Annotated in this window: 10 protein-coding genes; 8 read left to right on the top strand and 2 right to left on the bottom strand. The window is 51.5% G+C overall.

All coding sequences use genetic code 11. The features are described 5' to 3' along the window. Nucleotides 1–184 precede the first annotated feature (184 nt). Nucleotides 185–882, top strand: a protein-coding gene (locus HV334_RS17660) for an IS1-like element IS1B family transposase (protein ID WP_095033700.1) whose coding sequence is annotated in 2 segments (ribosomal slippage) — nucleotides 185–434 and nucleotides 434–882 — 699 coding nt in all. Because the reading frame shifts where the segments join, the coding sequence is not laid out codon by codon here. Nucleotides 883–916: 34 nt separating this feature from the next. After that, nucleotides 917–4,060: a CusA/CzcA family heavy metal efflux RND transporter gene (locus HV334_RS17655; protein WP_181220703.1), complete on the top strand. Its 3,144-nt coding sequence runs from the start codon at nucleotides 917–919 to the stop codon at nucleotides 4,058–4,060. Between the two features lie 51 nt (nucleotides 4,061–4,111). Here HV334_RS17655 and rclR read toward each other — a convergent pair whose 3' ends face one another. Continuing rightward, a complete protein-coding gene (gene rclR, locus HV334_RS17650; RefSeq protein ID WP_101699772.1) occupies nucleotides 4,112–4,966 on the bottom strand; it encodes a reactive chlorine-specific transcriptional regulator RclR in 855 nt (284 codons plus the stop codon). A gap of 235 nt (nucleotides 4,967–5,201) precedes the next feature. Here rclR and rclA point away from each other — a divergent pair, with 235 nt between their 5' ends. The 6 genes from rclA (at nucleotide 5,202) to HV334_RS17620 (ending at nucleotide 10,246) form a co-directional block, all read left to right on the top strand. Next, nucleotides 5,202–6,527 (top strand): reactive chlorine resistance oxidoreductase RclA, encoded by a 1,326-nt coding sequence (gene rclA / locus HV334_RS17645; protein WP_181220702.1) that lies wholly within the window; start codon nucleotides 5,202–5,204, stop codon nucleotides 6,525–6,527. A 164-nt stretch (nucleotides 6,528–6,691) separates the two neighbouring features. After that, nucleotides 6,692–6,928, top strand: coding sequence for a reactive chlorine resistance periplasmic protein RclB (gene rclB / locus HV334_RS17640; RefSeq protein WP_049282516.1), 237 nt, complete (start codon nucleotides 6,692–6,694; stop codon nucleotides 6,926–6,928). An 11-nt stretch (nucleotides 6,929–6,939) separates the two neighbouring features. After that, nucleotides 6,940–7,500, top strand: coding sequence for a reactive chlorine resistance membrane protein RclC (rclC, locus tag HV334_RS17635; protein ID WP_181220701.1), 561 nt, complete (start codon nucleotides 6,940–6,942; stop codon nucleotides 7,498–7,500). A 578-nt stretch (nucleotides 7,501–8,078) separates the two neighbouring features. Then, a complete protein-coding gene (locus HV334_RS17630) occupies nucleotides 8,079–8,765 on the top strand; it encodes a pilus assembly protein PilZ (RefSeq protein WP_047501820.1) in 687 nt (228 codons plus the stop codon). A gap of 24 nt (nucleotides 8,766–8,789) precedes the next feature. After that, entirely contained in the window at nucleotides 8,790–9,377 is a 588-nt protein-coding gene (locus HV334_RS17625; RefSeq protein WP_345943288.1) for a helix-turn-helix transcriptional regulator, read from the top strand. Between the two features lie 101 nt (nucleotides 9,378–9,478). Continuing rightward, nucleotides 9,479–10,246 (top strand): EAL domain-containing protein, encoded by a 768-nt coding sequence (locus HV334_RS17620; protein WP_016152160.1) that lies wholly within the window; start codon nucleotides 9,479–9,481, stop codon nucleotides 10,244–10,246. A 179-nt stretch (nucleotides 10,247–10,425) separates the two neighbouring features. Here HV334_RS17620 and HV334_RS17615 read toward each other — a convergent pair whose 3' ends face one another. Next, nucleotides 10,426–19,758, bottom strand: coding sequence for an autotransporter outer membrane beta-barrel domain-containing protein (locus tag HV334_RS17615; protein WP_181220700.1), 9,333 nt, complete (start codon nucleotides 19,756–19,758; stop codon nucleotides 10,426–10,428). Nucleotides 19,759–19,909 lie beyond the last annotated feature (151 nt).

The following is a 19,909-nucleotide window of genomic DNA, read 5'->3' as shown; positions in this document are numbered from 1 at the left end:
GTGAATGTATATCTGAGCACAACCACAAGAGGGGTATCTTCATTAATACGTGTTATCACGTAATAGAAAAGGGTTCGTTTTTATGTTTTTTCATTATATATTTTATTATATATCGACTATTGCCAAGGGGGTGATGCTGCCAACTTACTGATTTAGTGTATGATGGTGTTTTTGAGGTGCTCCAGTGGCTTCTGTTTCTATCAGCTGTCCCTCCTGTTCAGCTACTGACGGGGTGGTGCGTAACGGCAAAAGCACTGCCGGACATCAGCGCTATCTCTGCTCTCACTGCCGTAAAACATGGCAACTGCAGTTCACTTACACCGCTTCTCAACCCGGTACGCACCAGAAAATCATTGATATGGCCATGAATGGCGTTGGATGCCGGGCAACCGCCCGCATTATGGGCGTTGGCCTCAACACGATTTTCCGCCATTTAAAAAACTCAGGCCGCAGTCGGTAACCTCGCGCATACAGCCGGGCAGTGACGTCATCGTCTGCGCGGAAATGGACGAACAGTGGGGATACGTCGGGGCTAAATCGCGCCAGCGCTGGCTGTTTTACGCGTATGACAGGCTCCGGAAGACGGTTGTTGCGCACGTATTCGGTGAACGCACTATGGCGACGCTGGGGCGTCTTATGAGCCTGCTGTCACCCTTTGACGTGGTGATATGGATGACGGATGGCTGGCCGCTGTATGAATCCCGCCTGAAGGGAAAGCTGCACGTAATCAGCAAGCGATATACGCAGCGAATTGAGCGGCATAACCTGAATCTGAGGCAGCACCTGGCACGGCTGGGACGGAAGTCGCTGTCGTTCTCAAAATCGGTGGAGCTGCATGACAAAGTCATCGGGCATTATCTGAACATAAAACACTATCAATAAGTTGGAGTCATTACCCACACTGAGGACATGATAAATGATTGAATGGATTATCCGCCGTTCGGTGGCAAACCGTTTTCTGGTGATGATGGGGGCGCTGTTTCTCAGTATCTGGGGAACCTGGACCATCATCAATACCCCGGTTGATGCGTTGCCCGATCTCTCTGATGTTCAGGTGATCGTCAAAACCAGCTATCCAGGGCAGGCACCGCAAATCGTCGAAAATCAGGTGACTTACCCGCTGACCACCACCATGCTGTCGGTACCGGGCGCGAAGACCGTGCGTGGTTTCTCGCAGTTTGGTGATTCCTATGTGTACGTCATTTTCGAAGATGACACCGATCCTTACTGGGCGCGCTCGCGCGTACTGGAGTATCTCAACCAGGTTCAGGGGAAATTACCGGCAGGGGTCAGCGCGGAGATGGGACCGGACGCCACGGGCGTCGGCTGGATCTTTGAATATGCGCTGGTCGATCGCAGCGGTAAACACGATCTGGCAGAGTTACGTACTCTTCAGGACTGGTTTTTAAAGTATGAGTTAAAAACGATTCCGAACGTGGCAGAGGTGGCCTCGGTAGGCGGCGTGGTTAAACAGTACCAGGTTGTTATCGACCCGATGAAGCTGACGCAATATGGCATCAGCCTGGCGGAGGTGAAATCTGCACTGGATACGTCGAATCAGGAGGCGGGCGGCTCGTCTGTTGAGATGGCTGAAGCGGAATATATGGTCCGTGCCAGTGGGTATCTACAAACGCTTGATGACTTCAATAATATCGTCCTGAAAACAGGGGCCGACGGTGTACCTGTTTATCTGCGCGATGTCGCGCGTGTGCAGATTGGGCCGGAAATGCGCCGTGGGATCGCCGAACTGAATGGTGAAGGCGAAGTGGCGGGCGGGGTGGTAATTCTGCGTTCCGGTAAAAATGCGCGTGAAGTGATCTCCGCCGTTAAAGCCAAACTCGACACCCTGAAAAGCAGCCTGCCGGAAGGCGTTGAGGTAGTTACAACATACGATCGCAGTCAGCTCATCGATCGCGCTATTGATAACCTGAGCTATAAGCTGCTGGAAGAGTTTATCGTTGTTGCGCTGGTGTGTGCGCTGTTCCTGTGGCATCTGCGTTCGGCGCTGGTAGCGATTATTTCCCTACCGCTGGGACTGTGTATCGCGTTTATCGTGATGCATTTCCAGGGGCTGAACGCCAATATCATGTCGCTTGGGGGCATTGCCATTGCCGTCGGGGCCATGGTCGATGCCGCGATTGTGATGATTGAAAACGCCCATAAGCGGCTCGAAGAGTGGGGACATCAGCATCCGGATGAAAAACTGGATAACGCAACGCGCTGGAAGGTTATTACCGATGCCTCGGTAGAGGTCGGCCCGGCATTGTTCATCAGCTTGCTGATTATCACCCTGTCGTTTATCCCTATTTTCACGCTCGAGGGGCAAGAGGGGCGACTGTTCGGCCCGCTGGCGTTCACCAAAACGTATGCCATGGCAGGCGCGGCGTTTCTGGCTATTGTCGTCATTCCGATCCTGATGGGTTTCTGGATCCGTGGCAAAATTCCGGCGGAAAGCAGTAACCCGCTTAACCGTTTCCTGATCCGTATTTATCATCCGCTGTTGTTGAAGGTGCTGCATTGGCCTAAAACCACCCTGCTGGTGGCGGTGCTTTCGATACTGACGGTTATCTACCCGCTGAATAAAGTCGGTGGTGAATTCCTGCCGCAGATTAACGAAGGCGATCTACTGTATATGCCGTCAACTCTGCCGGGGATTTCGGCGGCGCAGGCGGCGGATATGCTGCAAAAAACCGACAAGCTGATCATGACCGTTCCGGAAGTGGCGCGCGTGTTTGGTAAAACCGGTAAGGCGGAAACCGCAACGGATTCCGCGCCGCTGGAAATGGTCGAAACAACGATCCAACTGAAGCCGCAGGATCAGTGGCGTCCGGGGATGACGATGGACAAAATCATCGCCGAACTCGACAAAACCGTGCGCTTGCCAGGGCTGGCGAACCTGTGGGTTCCGCCTATTCGTAACCGTATCGACATGCTTTCTACCGGCATCAAAAGCCCGATTGGGATAAAGGTGTCAGGTAACGTTCTGGCTGATATCGACGCCACGGCAGAACAAATCGAAGAGGTAGCCAGAACCGTGCCGGGCGTCGCTTCGGCGCTGGCTGAGCGGCTGGTGGGCGGGCGCTATATTAATGTGGACATTAATCGGGAGAAAGCAGCCCGCTACGGTATGACCGTCGGCGCGGTACAGTTGTTTGTCACCTCCGCGGTCGGAGGCGCGATGGTGGGCGAAACGGTGGAGGGGATTGCACGTTATCCGATTAACCTTCGCTATGCGCAGAGCTATCGTGATAGCCCGGAAGCGCTGCGTAATCTGCCCATTCTGACGCCCATGAAGCAGCAAATCACGCTGGCTGATGTTGCAGATGTGACAGTGGTTTCTGGTCCGTCGATGTTGAAAACCGAAGATGCACGACCCACCAGCTGGATTTATATCGACGCCCGCGACCGTGACATGGTTTCGGTGGTGAACGATCTGAAAAAAGCGATCGCTGAAAACGTACAGTTAAAGCCGGGGACCAGCGTGGCGTTTTCCGGGCAGTTCGAGCTGCTTGAACGCGCCAGCCATAAGCTCAAACTGATGGTGCCGATGACGCTGATGATTATCTTTGTCCTGCTTTATCTGGCTTTCCGTCGCTTTGGTGAAGCGCTGCTGATTATTACCAGCGTGCCCTTTGCGCTGGTAGGGGGGATCTGGTTCCTCTACTGGATGGGGTTCCATATGTCGGTTGCGACCGGAACCGGGTTTATCGCCCTGGCCGGCGTTGCCGCGGAGTTTGGCGTAGTGATGCTGATGTACTTGCGCCATGCTATTGAAGCCGAGCCTGCACTGGAAAATCCGCAAACCTTTACGGCGGATAAGCTGGATGAAGCGTTGTATCACGGCGCGGTGCTGCGCGTGCGTCCGAAAGCGATGACCGTGGCGGTGATTATCGCGGGCCTGTTGCCAATCTTGTGGGGGACAGGGGCGGGCTCAGAAGTGATGAGCCGCATTGCCGCGCCGATGATTGGCGGCATGATTACCGCGCCATTGCTGTCGCTGTTTATTATTCCGGCAGCTTATAAGCTGATGTGGCTGCACAGGCATCGTAGCCAAAAGTAATGCCTTGAAGCGCTCGCCTGCGTCGGTTTTGTTGCCGAAGCAGGCGGTGCGTTATGCCGCCAACGCTTTCACGCGTTTGCGGTACTCGCCCGGCGTGCAGCCAAATCCCCGTAAAAAGACTTTGTGAAACGACGATTCGCTGGCGTAACCCACCGACTCGGCAATAACGATCAACGGCTGCGATCCGCGTGACAGCATCTGGGCGGCGAATTGCAGGCGTAGCTCGGTTAACACCGCCAGCGGCGTGGAGTTTGATACTTCACGAAATAGCTGCGCAAAGCTGGCCCGCGACATATGGGCACGCTTTGCCAGTTCTTCGACAGTCCAGGGAAAAGCCGGTGACTCCAGCATCATGAAGACAACGGCCCCAAGCCTTGGGTGCAGCAGTAAATTCAGCACATTTTTAGCGGGTGTCGGCTGGGCTAGCCACTCGCGAACGGCTAACGCGAACAGCGTAGCGCATTGCTGGCTGCAAACGATGTTGGAGCCAGGCAGATCGTTGATGTATTCCTGCTGCATCAGCGCAATCATGGCCTTCAGCCAGTGGCTAATGGGACTGTTATCTTCTGGTGCCAGTATTAATATTTCCGGAAGGGCGGTTAAAAAATAGCGTGAAGATGCCTGCAATCGCAGGCTTCCGCAGACAATATGCGTTTGTTCTTCCCCTGTCTGGCACAGCCGATGCGCGGAGTTTTGAGGCAGAATGACTATTGTTCCTGGGCGTAACGTAGAAGACGTTCCGTCTGGCATATCCAGTTGAGCAAATCCCTGGGTTACCGTATGCCAGCGGATAACGGACAGCTCACCCGCCGCGTGCGGCAGTTGCCAGTCCCTGCTCAGCAGGCAGTTTTGATCAATCGAGCCCTGCGGGTCGTTAAGCATAAGTAATCGGCTAAGTGCATCCATAAAGACTCCTGAGCAGTTCTTGTTGATGCTTGTCGAGATAAAGTAACGCTGTTACTCATTATTTCTTAAATAAATTTATGGTGTTAGTTTATTGTCTCGATGGATTGAGTGGAAGAGAGATAATAGTGATTTAGACGATTTGACAGTAATTTGCGCGATATGGATACATTGTTCATGCATCGTTAAACCTATACTTCAGTTCAACAAACGAACAGTGACATGGCGGAGAGACAGCATGAATCAGTATCAGGCGATTATTATCGGATTTGGCAAAGCGGGTAAAACGCTGGCGGCTACCCTGGCGAAAACGGGCTGGCGAGTGGCGATTATTGAACAGTCAAACACCATGTATGGCGGGACATGTATCAATATCGGCTGCATTCCCACCAAAACCCTGGTACACGATGCTGAACTTCATCATGACTTTGCTGCGGCGATGCAGCGCAAGGCCTCCGTTGTCAGCTTTCTGCGTGATAAAAACTTCCATAATCTTGCCGATCTGGAAAATGTAGATGTGATTGAAGGTCGTGCTGAATTCATTGATAACCATACGGTGCGGGTCGTGCAGCCAACAGGCGCGATTGAGCTAAGCGGCGAAAAGATCTTTATTAATACCGGCGCACAGGCAACGATGCCAAACGTGGCAGGGTTAATGACTACACCGGGTGTGTTTGACAGTACCGGGTTGTTAAATTTGACGCAACGTCCGGAACGTTTGGGGATTTTAGGCGGCGGTTATATTGGTGTTGAATTCGCATCAATGTTTGCCAACTTTGGCAGTAAGGTCACCATTTATGAAGCCGCCCCACTGTTTTTAGCCCGCGAAGATCGGGATATTGCCGACGCTATCGCCAACATTTTACGCGACAAAGGGGTTGAGATTATCCTTAATGCCAGGGGGCAGGCGGTTTCGTCCCATGACGGCGCGGTGCAGGTGCAAATGCCGGAAGGCGTCCAGACTGTGGATGCGCTACTGGTGGCATCGGGTCGCAAACCGGCAACTGAAAATCTGCAGTTGCAGAATGCGGGTGTGGATGTCAACGAGCGCGGTGCCATTGTGGTGAATAAATATCTGCGTACTTCGGCAGACAATATCTGGGCCATGGGCGATGTGACGGGGGGGTTACAATTTACCTATATCTCGCTGGATGACTTCCGTATTGTGCGCGACAACCTGTCAGGCGAGGGATTACGTAACACCGGTGATCGCCAAAACGTACCGTATTCTGTCTTTATGACGCCGCCGCTTTCCCGTGTGGGGATGACAGAAGAACAAGCTCGCGCCAGCGGCGCGGCGGTCCAGGTTGTCACCCTGCCTGTCGCGGCTATCCCGCGTGCACGGGTGATGAATGACACGCGTGGCGTACTTAAAGCGGTGGTAAATCGCGAAACGAAACAGATATTAGGCGTATCGCTGCTGTGCGTGGATTCTCATGAGATGATTAATATCATTAAAACCGTTATGGATGCTGGTTTACCTTACACGACATTGCGCGATCAAATATTTACTCATCCGAGCATGAGCGAATCACTGAACGATCTCTTCTCTCTAATAAAATAATAATATAGTTTGCATGATTGCCCCACCTGTGTGGGGCTTTTTTTTATCATATATAAAGAAATACTCATGAACAGTTATTCTGGCGTTATGGAGGAAATAAGATAAGCAATAATGTTTTATTCTATTACGAGTGAAATTACTTGTTAATGGAAATAGAAATGAACATGCTTAAAACTTCATTATTGTTGACTGCTTTACTGACCGCGCCGGTGACATTTTCTGCACTGGCACAACAGCCGGTTGAAGTAGCCCGCGTCAGCGTGTCGGCAATTGCCGCCGCACCTTCTGTTGTTGAACATGCAATCGCCAGACTGGCGCAGGAAAATAAGGCAACTTCCTGGAAAATCACCTCAATGCGCATTGATAGCAGCACTCACGCAACCGCAATTTTGTACAAGTGAGGAGAGTCTGAATGGAAAAGTATCTGCGTTTACTCAGCAAGGGCGATAGAATTGGATTAACATTGATTCGCCTGAGTATTGCCATTGTTTTTATCTGGATTGGCTTATTGAAATTTGTCCCTTACGAAGCCGATAGTATTACGCCATTTGTTGCCAATAGTCCGGTAATGTCATTTTTTTATGAACATCCAGAAGAATATAAGCAGCATTTAACCCACGAAGGTGAGTTTAAACCGCAGGAGCGGGAATGGCAGAAGGCGAATAACACCCATACGTTCTCCAATGGCCTGGGCGTAGTCGAAGTGCTGATCGCATTGCTGGTGCTGGCTAATCCTGTTAGCCGTTGGTTGGGATTAATTGGTGGCGTACTGGCATTTGCTACTCCGATTGTGACTTTATCATTTTTAATTACCACACCGGAAGCATGGGTGATGCCACTGGGCGATTTGCACCACGGTTTTCCGTACTTGTCCGGAGCCGGGCGTCTGGTGTTGAAAGACACATTAATGCTGGCGGGAGCGGTGATGATCATCGCAGATTCATCGCGATCAATTATTAAGCAAAAGTATTGAATTTTTAACGTTGTACCCTCTGTAAGACAGTAAGCCTCTATAGTTCGATTCGGTAATTACCGGGCCAGCAGGATGCTGGCCTTTTTTCTGCCCTAAGGTAAATTTATTTTACAGGTGAAATATAATTATTCACTTTTTCACAATAACTAGTCGGAGCTATATTCCTGGTTAATGATATAGTGCAGTAAGCATTTTCTCTTCTTCTTGCGATAGCACGCCAGTCCGCATACTGCGTGGTCCTTCCATCAAAAACCATTCATTTCCCTCTATTTTTTTCTATGTAGTTCTTGCTATTTGTTATCTCAAAATGACATCTCAAAAAATTTTATTATTCTCTTTTGTTATAGTTAGCCAACAACTTCATGTGGTTTTAGGCATGGCTTCAGCTAGAATTAACTTTGATTAAATGTTTTTACGTATCAATAAATGGCTAAAGATAGTTAAAAACTTAATTTTTAACCAACTGTTCGACATGGAATCCACTATGGTAATTAAGCACCAGGGGTGGATGCTGATCTTGCGTTTTGTGAGTAACCAAAAGCGAGACATATCTTAAATATGGAAATAAGGGTTTTAGAATGAGCTTTGGATTAGCAAAGGACAACAAGTTTGAAATCATCGCTACCCTTCGTGAAGAGTTGCACAAGAAAACGAAACTTGAAGTTTTATGTGAAAACCATAGTGTTATCACGCAGTTAGAGAAGATTGATTTCGAGCGGTTTGTCATCTCCGGACACGAAGACATTGTTCCTGAAAAGGTCCAGTACTTTATCCTGCACAGTGAGAGTGGGATTGTAAAATTTAGTGCCAGATTCGAACAAACCTTATCAGCAGGTGTACAAGCAGGATTATCCTACTTCATCCCGGATATGATTTTCTTTGCCCAGCAGCGACAAAATCAGCGTTTTTCCTTCCTGAAGGGTTACGACTTTTTCTGTTTTGGTCGTTACAAAAACGGAGAAAACTACTCTCTGAAGATTAAAAACATCTCGCAGGGCGGTTGTGCATTAATTGTTAAAGATGTGAACTCCCGTTTTCTCTATAAAGATGCGGTGATTAAAAATGCCGCGCTGGATTTTGATACGTTTGGCAGTTTACAGCTGGATTTGAAAGTGATCGATGTCGTCATGATCAATGAATTTGATGAGGATAATCAATTGTATGCCTGTCATCAGATTTCATGTGAGTTCGATTTTAAAAATCGTCGTGAAGAGGCAGAGGTCGAGAAGATTATTATTAAATTTTTAATGAGTAATAAGATTTGATGCTGATAAGGAGCGATGAACAGGATGTTGATGTGTGGCAGTGATAATTTTGTGGGCAACGGTTTGTTCGCCTACCTGACAAGCAAACATGTACCGATACAAACATTCCAGTTTGAGGATATGTTGCATCAGTCATCATTATGCCAGCATCAAACCATGGTTTTTAATATCATTGATAACGAACAACCATGTTCAACTATCGTGCAGTTTTTGAATAAAAACCGCTTCAAGTTTTATAATAATGTCGTGGTAATTATTGCTGATAGTTTGGTGGCGAAATTATGTGTAGAGTTATTATATGTTGAAAAAACGATAGTTTTGACGGAGAAATCTTCACTGCGCGATTTCGGTCAACTGGCGTCGTTAACGGCCGAGAAATGGAATCCCCGGCTGTATCGTTCACAGAAAAGATTAACCGAGAGAGAGCAGCAGATTCTGAATTTATTGGTAAACGGATATACCGCCAGAGAAATTTCAGAGTTAGTTAGCCTGAATTATAAAACTATCCAGGCGCATAAAATGAGGGTCGTCACCAAGCTGGGACTGACCAATACCTCGGAATTAAATAAATTAATTGTCAGATTTACCCATCGTATGTCTTTTTTACCCTAACCTGGCCATTCTATTCTGATGTAACACACCTAATAGTAGATACAATTCGGGAGTGATATTGACTGGTTTTTAATTTTTATGATTTGTTGAGGGAGAGAGGAATGTTTAATTCTAGTGAGGTGTTAACCGCGCTTGAAAAGGCATTGAATACCAGTCAGCTTTATATGGTTTATCAACCAATTTTTAATTTGCGTAATCAGCGTATTAGCGGGTTTGAAGCATTAATGCGTTGGAATAGCCCCCAGATGGGGATGATCTCTCCCGATGTTTTTATTACCTTGCTGGAAGACAGCGGCAATATCATGTCAATTGAAGATATGGTTACCCACACTCCCTGGGATGTGGCAACCCGTTGGCCAGAGCCCCTTGTATTGTCCGTCAATATTTCCGCGCTTGAATTCTGCGATCCGCTGTTACCCCAACGCGTCAGAAAAAATCTTACTGTATGTGGTCTCCCGCCCCATCGATGCCAGATAGAGGTCACGGAAACGTCGCCGCTGTGCGACAGTCAGGTCGCGGCTAAAAATATGACGGAGCTGAAGGCGATAGGGGTCAAAATTGCCCTTGATGATTTTGGAACCGGCCACGCCAATCTTAACTATCTGTTGAAATATCCTTTTGATACCTTAAAAATTGATAAGGAATTTATCGCCGGCATTGAACCCGATACCCGTTCAACAAAGATTGTTGAGGGTATAATTTCACTGGCGCACAATTTTGGTATTGAAGTTCTTGCTGAAGGGGTGGAAACCCAGTCCGAACTGGACCGGCTGATGCAGATTGGTTGTGACAAAATTCAAGGCTTTTTCATTTCTCCCCCGGTGTTGGCAGAAGAGATCCCGTTACTCCTGACGCAGTATAATCCTTAATCTTCTCCCTCTCTGTTGTTCCCCTGAACCTCGATTGTTTCGCGTTGCCAGAGGGCCGCTCCCGCGCTTTCTCCGCCAGTCCGTAGGCCTGATACGTTAAGCGCATCAGGTAGCTTTGTATCTGTGACAGGCAAAAAAAAGCCCCCTGTTAAACAGAGGGCTAGCGAGTTTATGTCAGCTTAGAACGATTTCTTAAAGCCAATTGATGCATTAACCGGCGCTTCAACCTGCGACTTACTGCCACCGTTGCTAAATTGCGTACCCAGTTCTCCGTAAACCTGCAGGTTTCTGTCGATAGACCATGACAGACCGGCTGCAACTTCAGTGCTGGAGTACTGTTGTGAAGACTCAAGCGTGGTGGTGGCTACCGCATTGCTAAAGTGCGTTTTGTCTTTTGAACCCAGACCCTGCCAGACGTTGACCCTGCCGTAAGGCTGGAATTTGCCATTGTTGGTGTCATAGTCAGCGACCAGACGCACGCCCAGACGGGCGGTAAAGGAATCCGCGGTATCCATTTTCACTTTCGTTTGGGTTACACCATCAAGCCGCCCGTTATCAAAGTCGCTGTACTGATAGATTAACTGAGCCTGAGGTTCCAGACTCCATGCGCTGGCGCCTAAACGGAACGATTTACCCACTTCTGTTGACGCCGTCAGCGTGTTGCCTCTGACGGTATACGAGCCGTTGTTACCGGTCGCCGCCAGGCGGGATTTATGGTTACCGTATTGCAGGACGTTATCAACATACATCCCGTCGCTCGAGAACCAGGTGGCGTAGCCGCCGACATAAAACGCGTTGTCGTCGATGTTGCCGCCTTTGCCGTCGCTGCCTGTCTTCGTGCCTTTCACGTTGCTGTCGATATCAAGAATGCTGGTATACATCCCGGCTTTCCAGCTTTCGTTGGCATACATATCGACGCCAACCTGAATCCCCATGGTGTGAGAGCTGGTTTGCGTTCCAGCCGCATCATCCAGTTTGGTTTTACCGGAGTAGCCAATCATTCTTGCCCAGGCGCGATTGTCTTCATCAATACCCGGTTTAACCTCGTCCCCCATACGCTGGTGCATGTTGCCTAACAGGCTGATGTCGCCCTGACGAACGACGCTGGCGAGACCAGAATACAGCATAGTTTCTGGACGATATTCGCTTCTCAGATACCAGTTTTCACCCTGACCCTGAGCGTTGCCCGCATGCAGTTGATACTCAAATGCGCCTGCAGCCATACGATCGGCGGCAAGATGGAAGGCGTCTCGTGACGTTTGTGCCGTAGTGGTTGCGCCATTGAGCGCGGTTACCACTTCGATACCATCACCAATGGTTGGTGCGCCGAGACCAGAACCATCGACATCCAATAGCGTACTACCGCTGGCTTTACCGCCATCGATAATCAGACGGTCGGCAATGCCTGCGCCGCTGCCATTTTGTGTGGCCGCCATGTTGATAGTCCCTTTTTCGCCGGTGTAATCCCCTTTGACGGTTAACGTTGTGCCAGTTTGCTGGCCGATGAGTGAAACATCGCCGCCGTTGCTCAGTCCCGCTACCGTCTGGTTGTAACCTTGCGTGTTGAGGGTGGTGTCAGCGACAACGTAGTGGTGTGATGCGCTACTCAGAGTGTTGGTATTACCCGCCTGCAGTACACCGTTAGCAATCAGCGTTGCGCCGCTGTAGCTGTTTTCACCATGCAACTCCGTAACACCGCTGCCGGTTTGATGCAGCTGGCCTTCGCCGCTGATATTACCGGTCAGCGCCAGGGTATCGCCACGATTGACGTTGAGTACGCCGTTATCAACGATATCCCCCTGAATGCTGCCGATATCACCGCCGTTACCCAGCTGTAAAACGCCTTGTTCGATGGTGGTGCCACCGGTGTAGGTGTTATCCAGCGTCAGGGTGAGGGAGCCTTTACCGGTTTTGGTCAACTGACCGTTACCTTCGACTTCCGTCAGCAGAGAAACGTTATGTCCGTTGGTGTCGAATGTCCCGCCGCCGGATTCCAGAGTCACCTGACGAGCGGTATCAAACGCTTCACCATATTTCAGCGTACCACCATTAAAGGTAATTCCCGTCTCTGGTGCGCCAAGGTTGGTATCACCCGCCACCTGCAGCGTACCTGAGGTGATGGTGGTTCCACCGCTGTAAGTATTGTCGCCAGTGAGGATGAGCGTACCGAGGTCGCCTTTATTCAGGCCGCCGGTGCCGCGGATCACGCTGTCGATAGTCGCGGTGTAGTTAGCGCCGTCTACTGTGCCATCGCCGACGCGAATCAGCGTATTAGCCGTATCGGTGGTAATGGCTTCACCGCCCACGCGATAACCATCGGTGGCGAACTGTGCGCCACTGATGATGACGTCGCCTTTGCTGTTATCGACGGTTACGTTGCCCGCTTCACCCTGGAAGACGGCGAACGCGGCATCGGTAAACGGTGCATTCAGCGCGCCTTCTGGCGTTGATTCATCCGTTGTCCAGTTGTCATTACCCTGGCTGGATTGCCAGATACCGTCGCCGCCGTTGATGACGCCGTTGTTTTTCAGCTCGCCATTCTCACCGCCGGTGCCGTCCCAGAAACGTAGCGTCAGCCCGGCATGGTTGACCAGGTTAACCTGGTTTTTAACCGAGGTTTGTACGTACAGGCTGTCCGCAGCTTCCGGCGCGTCGGCAATGTCCATCACATTGTTGGTTAATGTGCCGGTGTAGTTGATGACGCGGTAAACACCAACGTCAAAGCTTCCGCCTGGAGAGGTCTGGATATTGAGCTTACCATCGAGCGTCAGATCGCCATTCACATCTATCAGGTCATTGAAGGCTCCGCCTGGGGTATAGGCCTGACCAAACTGGTAATCAAGCTGTGCGTTATCGCTGAGCGTCAGTGAACCGGTAGTCAGTTTACCCACGCTATTGATGGCTGCACCCGCGGTAATATGGCCGTCATCCAGTACATCAACCGCGCCGCCGATAATACCGTTCCCGCCGAGCGTTGCCCCAGATTTCACCGTCACCTGACCGGTCGCGGCAGACTGATTACCGTTGACCAGCAGTACGCCTTCATTGACGTCCGTGGTGCCGGTCCAGGTGTTATCGCCGGTCAGCGTTAACGTGCCGTCACCGATTTTCACCAGGCTGCCTTCGTTGCCGCTGATAATGCCGCTGATGGTGTCATCAAGATGCAGATTACCCAGCGACAATTCTTTATTGCCCAGTTCGACATTCCCCGCGCCTGACAACGAGCCGATAGATGTTGCGCTGTCGACTGCGCTGATATCGACCTTGCCGCCCGCCAGGTTTTTAACGACGGTTTTCTCTGCTAACGCCTGGTCCGCAAAGGTCATCAGTCCGCTGTTATTCACGCTAGCAGTACCACCGCTGGCATTTTCTTCCAGCGCCAACGTACTGTCTTTTGACACGTTAACCGTCGCCTCGCCCGCGGTGGCGTTATCGGTTAACAGCGCTTTCGCTGTGCCCGTCAGGTTCAGTTTTGCGCTCGCGGCGGTGACGTTATCCGCCAGCGTTAACAGACTGTCGGCAATGTTCATGGTCAGGGATTTCAGGCTGGTCTCTGTTCCGCTGACATTGAGCGTTGCCCCGTTATTGACGTTCACGGTGCTGTTTTCATTGCTACCAAAGGCCCCGGTTTTGCTGACGTTGACCGTCACATTGTTGGCATTTCCGGTACCGGCAATTTCTGTGTCGCCTTTATAGCTGTTCGCGCGATTGAGCGACAGGGTACTGCCCGCATCGCTTGAGCTGCTGGTGACTTTCAGTTTACCGTCGCCGGTAATCTCACCTGTTGGCGTGAAATCATGTGAATTGAGGTCAAACACCGCCGCGTTATCATTCGCGCCCAGCGCAATGGTGCGATTGCTGGTCAGGTCCGCGCCCATCTGCAGCGTGGAGCCGTTGTTGATAGCCAGGTCGGTTCCGCTCTGACCGAGGTTGCTGTCGGCGGAAATCTGCAACGTACCGCCATCAATGCGTGTGCCGCCGCGATACGCGTTATCACCGCTGAGGATCAGACGACCAAGGTCGGTTTTCACCAGCGTCAGCTTGTCAGTCGTGCTGGCTTCGCGGATGACGGACTCAATGGTCGCGGTATAGTTTTGCCCCGCGCCACCCGCGCCAACGCGCAGCAGCAGTTCACCGGTTCCCGGCGTCTGGCCTGCGTGGGTCGCGTTTTCCGTGGTGGCATAAGCGTTAAGTGCGTCGCCTTTAACGACATAGCCATCGGCGTCAAACTGTGCCCCGGAGAAGTTAACTTCTCCCGCGGCGTTATCCACGGTAACGGTGCCACCTTTGGTGGTGAAGACGGCAAAGGACTTCTGCGCCCAAGGTGCGTTACCTTCGCCCGTTGCCGTGGTCCAGTTGTTATCACCCTGACTGCCGATCGCCATCCATTTGCCATCGCCACCGTCAATTTTGCTGTCGCCCTCAATGCCCGACGCGCCGTGGCTTTGACTTACAGTCGCTCCGTCCCAGAATTGCAGGGTAACGCCGTTGGCGTTCACCAGGTTGACCTGTTTGTCGATAGAGGTCTGGACAAAAATATTGCTCTTATCCTGACTGTCCGGTATTGCGCCCAGCTCCAGCGTCTGGTTATCCAGCGTACCGCCGTAATTATAGATACGGTACACGCCCGGTCCGAAGTTACCGCCTTGCGAAGTGGTAACATCCAGGGTCCCGTCCAGTTGCAGATCGCCTGCCACGTTCACCAGATCGTTTAGCGCACCGCCTGGCGTAAAGGCCTGGCCCAGTTCGAAAGCGGAGGTCGTTTTGCTGCCAAGCTGCAGATTACCGTTAACAGATAGCGTACCCGCACCGCCGTCACCGGCGCTGATGGTTGTGGCATCGTTCATCAGCACGTTGCCGCCGATAATGCCCTTACCGCCAAGTGTGGACGTACCGCTGACGGTGGTGTCGCCGTGCGCCGCGCTTTGATCGCCATTCACCAGCAGCGTGCCGTTGGTAACGGTGGTGTTATCGGTATAGGTATTGTTGCCGTTCAGACGGGTAATGCCGCCACCGATTTGCTGTAGCGCGCCGATACCGGAGATCACACCGTTGAGCAGCACGGTGTTGGCGCGATTAATCGCCAATACGCCGTTGTCGATGATGTCAGAGACGGCGCTCACTTCGCCTTCATTTCCACCGTCACCTAACTGCAGCGTACCGGTTTGATCAATGGTGGTAGAGCCGGTGTAGCTGTTGTTAGCGGTAAACACCGTGGTGCCGCCCGCCGCACGTTCAAATTTCCCGTCGCCGCTGATGATGCCGCGATAGATCTGTGCTGCTGAGGTATCTCCCTGAGTATCGAAGATAACTTTGCTGCCTGCGCCCTGGGTGGTGACATTGTAATCGCCAATGCTTGCGGCAGTGCTGGTTGGCTCGACGTGGTCGCCGGTACGCAGCGTGGCGCCATTGTTTACAGCAAGGGTTTCGCTCGCCAGATTCAGGTTTTCAACGATGCGTACATCTGCATTTGACCCGCTGATGGTCAGTGAATCCCAGCCGGTGCCAATGTTGGTACCGGTATTCAGGTTGTCGCTAGCCAGCGTACCAATCTTCGCACCTTTTGTATCAGTGAAGGTGAGGGCGTTGCCCGTACCCGCTGCGGTAAGGATGTGGCGCGTTTTATCCAGCGTCACATTGCCAATGTTGGCTTTATTGTTACCGCCAGTACCCGCGAAATTCACTTCGCCAGCATAAGAGCCGCTACGCCAGTTGAAGGTATCCGTACCTTCGCCGGTGTTGATTACGCCGCTGGTCACACCGCCGCTGATATCGATGGTGTCATTGCCTTTACCAGACTGAACTGCCACGGCCGAGTCGTTGATGGCCTGCAGGGTTCCCGTGTTGGTGATCGCTTTACTGCTGTCGCCGCTGGCGTCTATTACCGGTGAGGTGGTACTGGCAGAGATAATCTTGCCGCTGTTGGTCAATGCGCTAACGTTTTTCGCGATGATTGCTGAACCACCTGCGCTGTCATGCACGTTGATGTCGGCATTGGTGGTGATACGACCGTCCGTATTGGCGCGGATACCGCTGCCTTCGCTGTTTAGTACCTCAATGGTATAGCCTTTGCCGATGGTTAGATTGCCCGTCACCGCGTCGCCATTACGTTGTTCAAAGGCGAAGCCGGTACCTTTACCGTTGACGTTGAGGATATTGTCCAGCCCATCGTTCATGGTCAGAGCCACGCTGGTGCGGATCCCTGGGCCATCGTTGGAGTCGATGGTGACATCACGCAGCGTGATATTGGTGTTGTTGGCATCGTTTTGAATACCGGCACCGGTACCATCAGCGCGGATCATCACGCTTTGCGCGGCCAGAGCGCCAGCGCCTTCGGCCAGGCGAATGCCGTCAGCGGAGCCATCGGTGGTAATGCTGTCGCCAGTCATACCGCTAATCAGCAGGCTTGCCCCTTGGGTCAACAGAACGCCAGCTGTGCCATCATCAACCTGAATTTTGCCCAGCTTATTAATCTGCGCGCTGGAGCCTGAGGCGCGTACGCCGATGCCGTTGCTGACATGCAGGGCGAGGGAGGAGTTATTGGTTAAGCTACCGCCTATTTGAACATCGACACCAATGCTGTCGACGCTGGCCAGATCGATAATCGATTTGGTATCGAGGATCAGGTTGCCCAGATTCCTCGCCACATAGGCGATTACCTTGTTGCCGCTGGCTTCAGAGGTGATCTTCGCGTTTGAGGTGAGGGTCGTGCTCGTGGCATTGCCCTGCGTATTACCATTCAACTGATGTGCCTGACCATCCACAACCCCGGCAACGGTTCTTTCACCGGTTAAATTGATGGTGGTTTTATCGCTGATGGTCCCTTTCGCGCCGCCTTCGATAACCAGCGCCGCAGAGTCAGTGCCCTTAACGGTAAACGTTGCTTCACCGGTATCTACGTTACTGCCTGCGCCGGTGGCGAGAACGCCCACGGAATTGTTACCGCTGAGAGTCAAATCTAGGTTGGAGGTGGACTGATCTTTCGGGTTAGTGGTATTACCGGCCAGCAATGCGCCATTGGCGATACGGAAAATGGTGGTGCGATCCTGACCGTTGTCATTCATCACCGCCTGACCAATATTGGCGGTAGCGCCCTTACCATACAGGTAATAACCAATCTGATCGGTGCTGTTAAATGAGGGGCTACTTAAGCTGTCAACGTTAGCGATGGCGTTATCACGCACGTGGACGCCGATGTTACCGGCTTTATCCAGCGTAATATTAGAGTAGACGTTGACCACTGCCTGACCGTTGGCGCCTCCTTCCGCCCAGATGGCGTAGTTACGGTTACCGACGCCGCCTTCACCGTCCACCACGATAGCGCCTGCATCGCTGGTGGTGACTTCGGCATTTTTGTTATTGGCGCTAACGTGGATCCCTACGTTGTTGGTGCCATTCACGTTAATCTTGCCGTCGTTACGGATTTCCTGATTATTTTCTGCGCCGCTGTCGTGTACGGAGATGCCGTAGTTTTTACTGCTGCCCCCTGTAGAACCGCCATTGATCACGATATTGCCGGTATTGAGGACGTTGCCCGTGGCATTTCCGACCAAAATCCCCGCGGCGTTACGGACGCCGGTTCCCAGCGTGATAAGGCCGTTGTTAATCACCTCTTTGGCGCTCTTGATCATAATACCGGCGCTCAGGCTGGAACCGCCTGCCATGGTGACATCTTTAGCCGGATCGCTTGCGTCGCGACCAAGAGAAATAGAGGCATTCTGAGCGTTGGTAAAGGTGGCATTCCCGGCGACTTCTACGCCATAAGCGGTGCCGCTGGCAAAGGATGTACCGCTTTTACGTCCGTCTACGACGTTAATCTCGCCATTGTTGACCCCTTGCGCATCGTCAGACAATTGCATACCAATCGCCAGCGTCAGCGAAGAAGCGGGGACGTCTTTGCTCCAGGGATCGGCTGCCGAAGCGGTACCAAAGTTATCGGTGGTGATCGCCTGGTTGATGATGCCGTTGTTAGCGAGCTGGCTGGTGCCTTGGCCTTGCATACCAAATGCGCCATAGCTGTTGACGTTTTGGTTGCCGTCTTTATCGATAAACAGCCCGGAGTTGATCATCCCGTTGTTGGTTGCCGTCGCGTCTTTTGCCAGCATGCCAATCGCCAGGCTCTGCCCCGTAGACGTTCGTAATGCGTTCAGTTCGCCAAAGTTTGTGATAACCCCGCCATCAACGGCTTTCATGACGCCATTAATACTGCCGTCAACGGCAAGAATCGCATCTTTGTTCAGGGTGCCGGAGGTGCCTGCGCCGTTGGCGTAAATAGCATGCAGCTCACCGCGGTCAGCGGTCGCGTTATTGGCATGCGATAAGCCGCCTGTCCAGACGTCGTAATCCCAACTGAGCACGTCAGAGGGCTTGCTGGAATTGATCAGACCATCAATCAGCTCGGCATACTTCGTTTGTGCTGCGGTGACGGTAGTGACTTCATTCGCTTCCAGCCACAGCTGGATTTGGCTGACTTTTTCGCCTTCCGGGTTTTCCGCCGCGTCGCTGCTATTGCCCAACAGCCAGTCGTTAAATTCGGCCAACTCCTGCGTGTTGGTGATGTTAAATGTGCGCTCACCCGTTTCGACGACTTTGCCGTCCGTATCATAGCCGTAGGTCATGAGCGTGACATCATCGCCAAACACGGAGGTTTGCGCTGAGCCGGCGAAGGTTTTTTCAGGAATAACCGGGGCGGCGTTAAATTTGATAAAGTTATCGGATTGCCAGTAAACCTGGCTACCCGCGTCCTGAGCCTCCAGTAAGGAGGAGTCTTTGGCCAGTAATTCGATGGTATTGGTTTTGGCGCGTACATTGAGCGTGTCGTCGCCCAAATTCAGATTGGCCGTGGAGCCGTTTGTCGCCAGCGCGATGCCAAATTGTTTGTAGATTTTAGACTGCGTCGGATCGTAAGTGTTTAATGCCGAATCGCCAATCTGTGATTCGGTAAGAAAGTTACTTAACGCGTTGGTATCAAAGACTTTAATGGTTGTTTTTTCGCCGGGGAACGCCGGGTCGTTAATCTCAAATTCTGTGCTCTGCGAAGGCGTTGATGATTGGTTATAAGTCAGGTATTCCGCCAGCTCCTCGGCAGTAGTAATCGTTTTTACGCCCTGGTCAGGGCTGGTGGCCTGCAGGGTGATTTTGCCGGTTTGCAGTAGCTCTCTGATGGTCGTTGATTCAACAACGCCACTTTGACCCGGACTGATGGTTGGGATCGCGCCGCTGATATTGAGCGCCTGACCAGCAGTGATATCTTCATATAAGAATCCGTAGTCGTGGACACCTTCATAATCCCCAACAGAAATACCTGTCTGGTAGTCGGCGAAAATATTATGTTCACCGATGTCGATGATCGGAGTTGCTGAAGCTTGCATTGAAGCAGCGCTTAATGCGCCGGCCGCCAGTACGGCGACAGTTTTACGTGAGCTGCTTTTTTTCTTTCCTTTGGTTAATTCGGAAACGACCACCCAGATACCGAGCGCCGCGTTCCAAATAATGCTGTAAACTTTGTTCATATATAACCCTCGTCTACATTCCTGTTATGTGTATTGTTAATACATTGAGTTGTTGGCTATGGTTGGCACGCGGATGTGCTACCCGGTAATAGATTTTTGGAAATAGGATTCCCTTCCGTGCTATGCGGAATTTAAAAGTGAGCCGAAAGAA

Origin of the sequence: Citrobacter sp. RHBSTW-00944 (genome assembly GCF_013615435.1) — a bacterium.
GTDB lineage: Bacteria > Pseudomonadota > Gammaproteobacteria > Enterobacterales > Enterobacteriaceae > Citrobacter > Citrobacter braakii.
The sequence above is the reverse complement of the archived record's forward strand: the minus strand, read 5'-3'. Positions and strand labels throughout refer to the sequence as shown.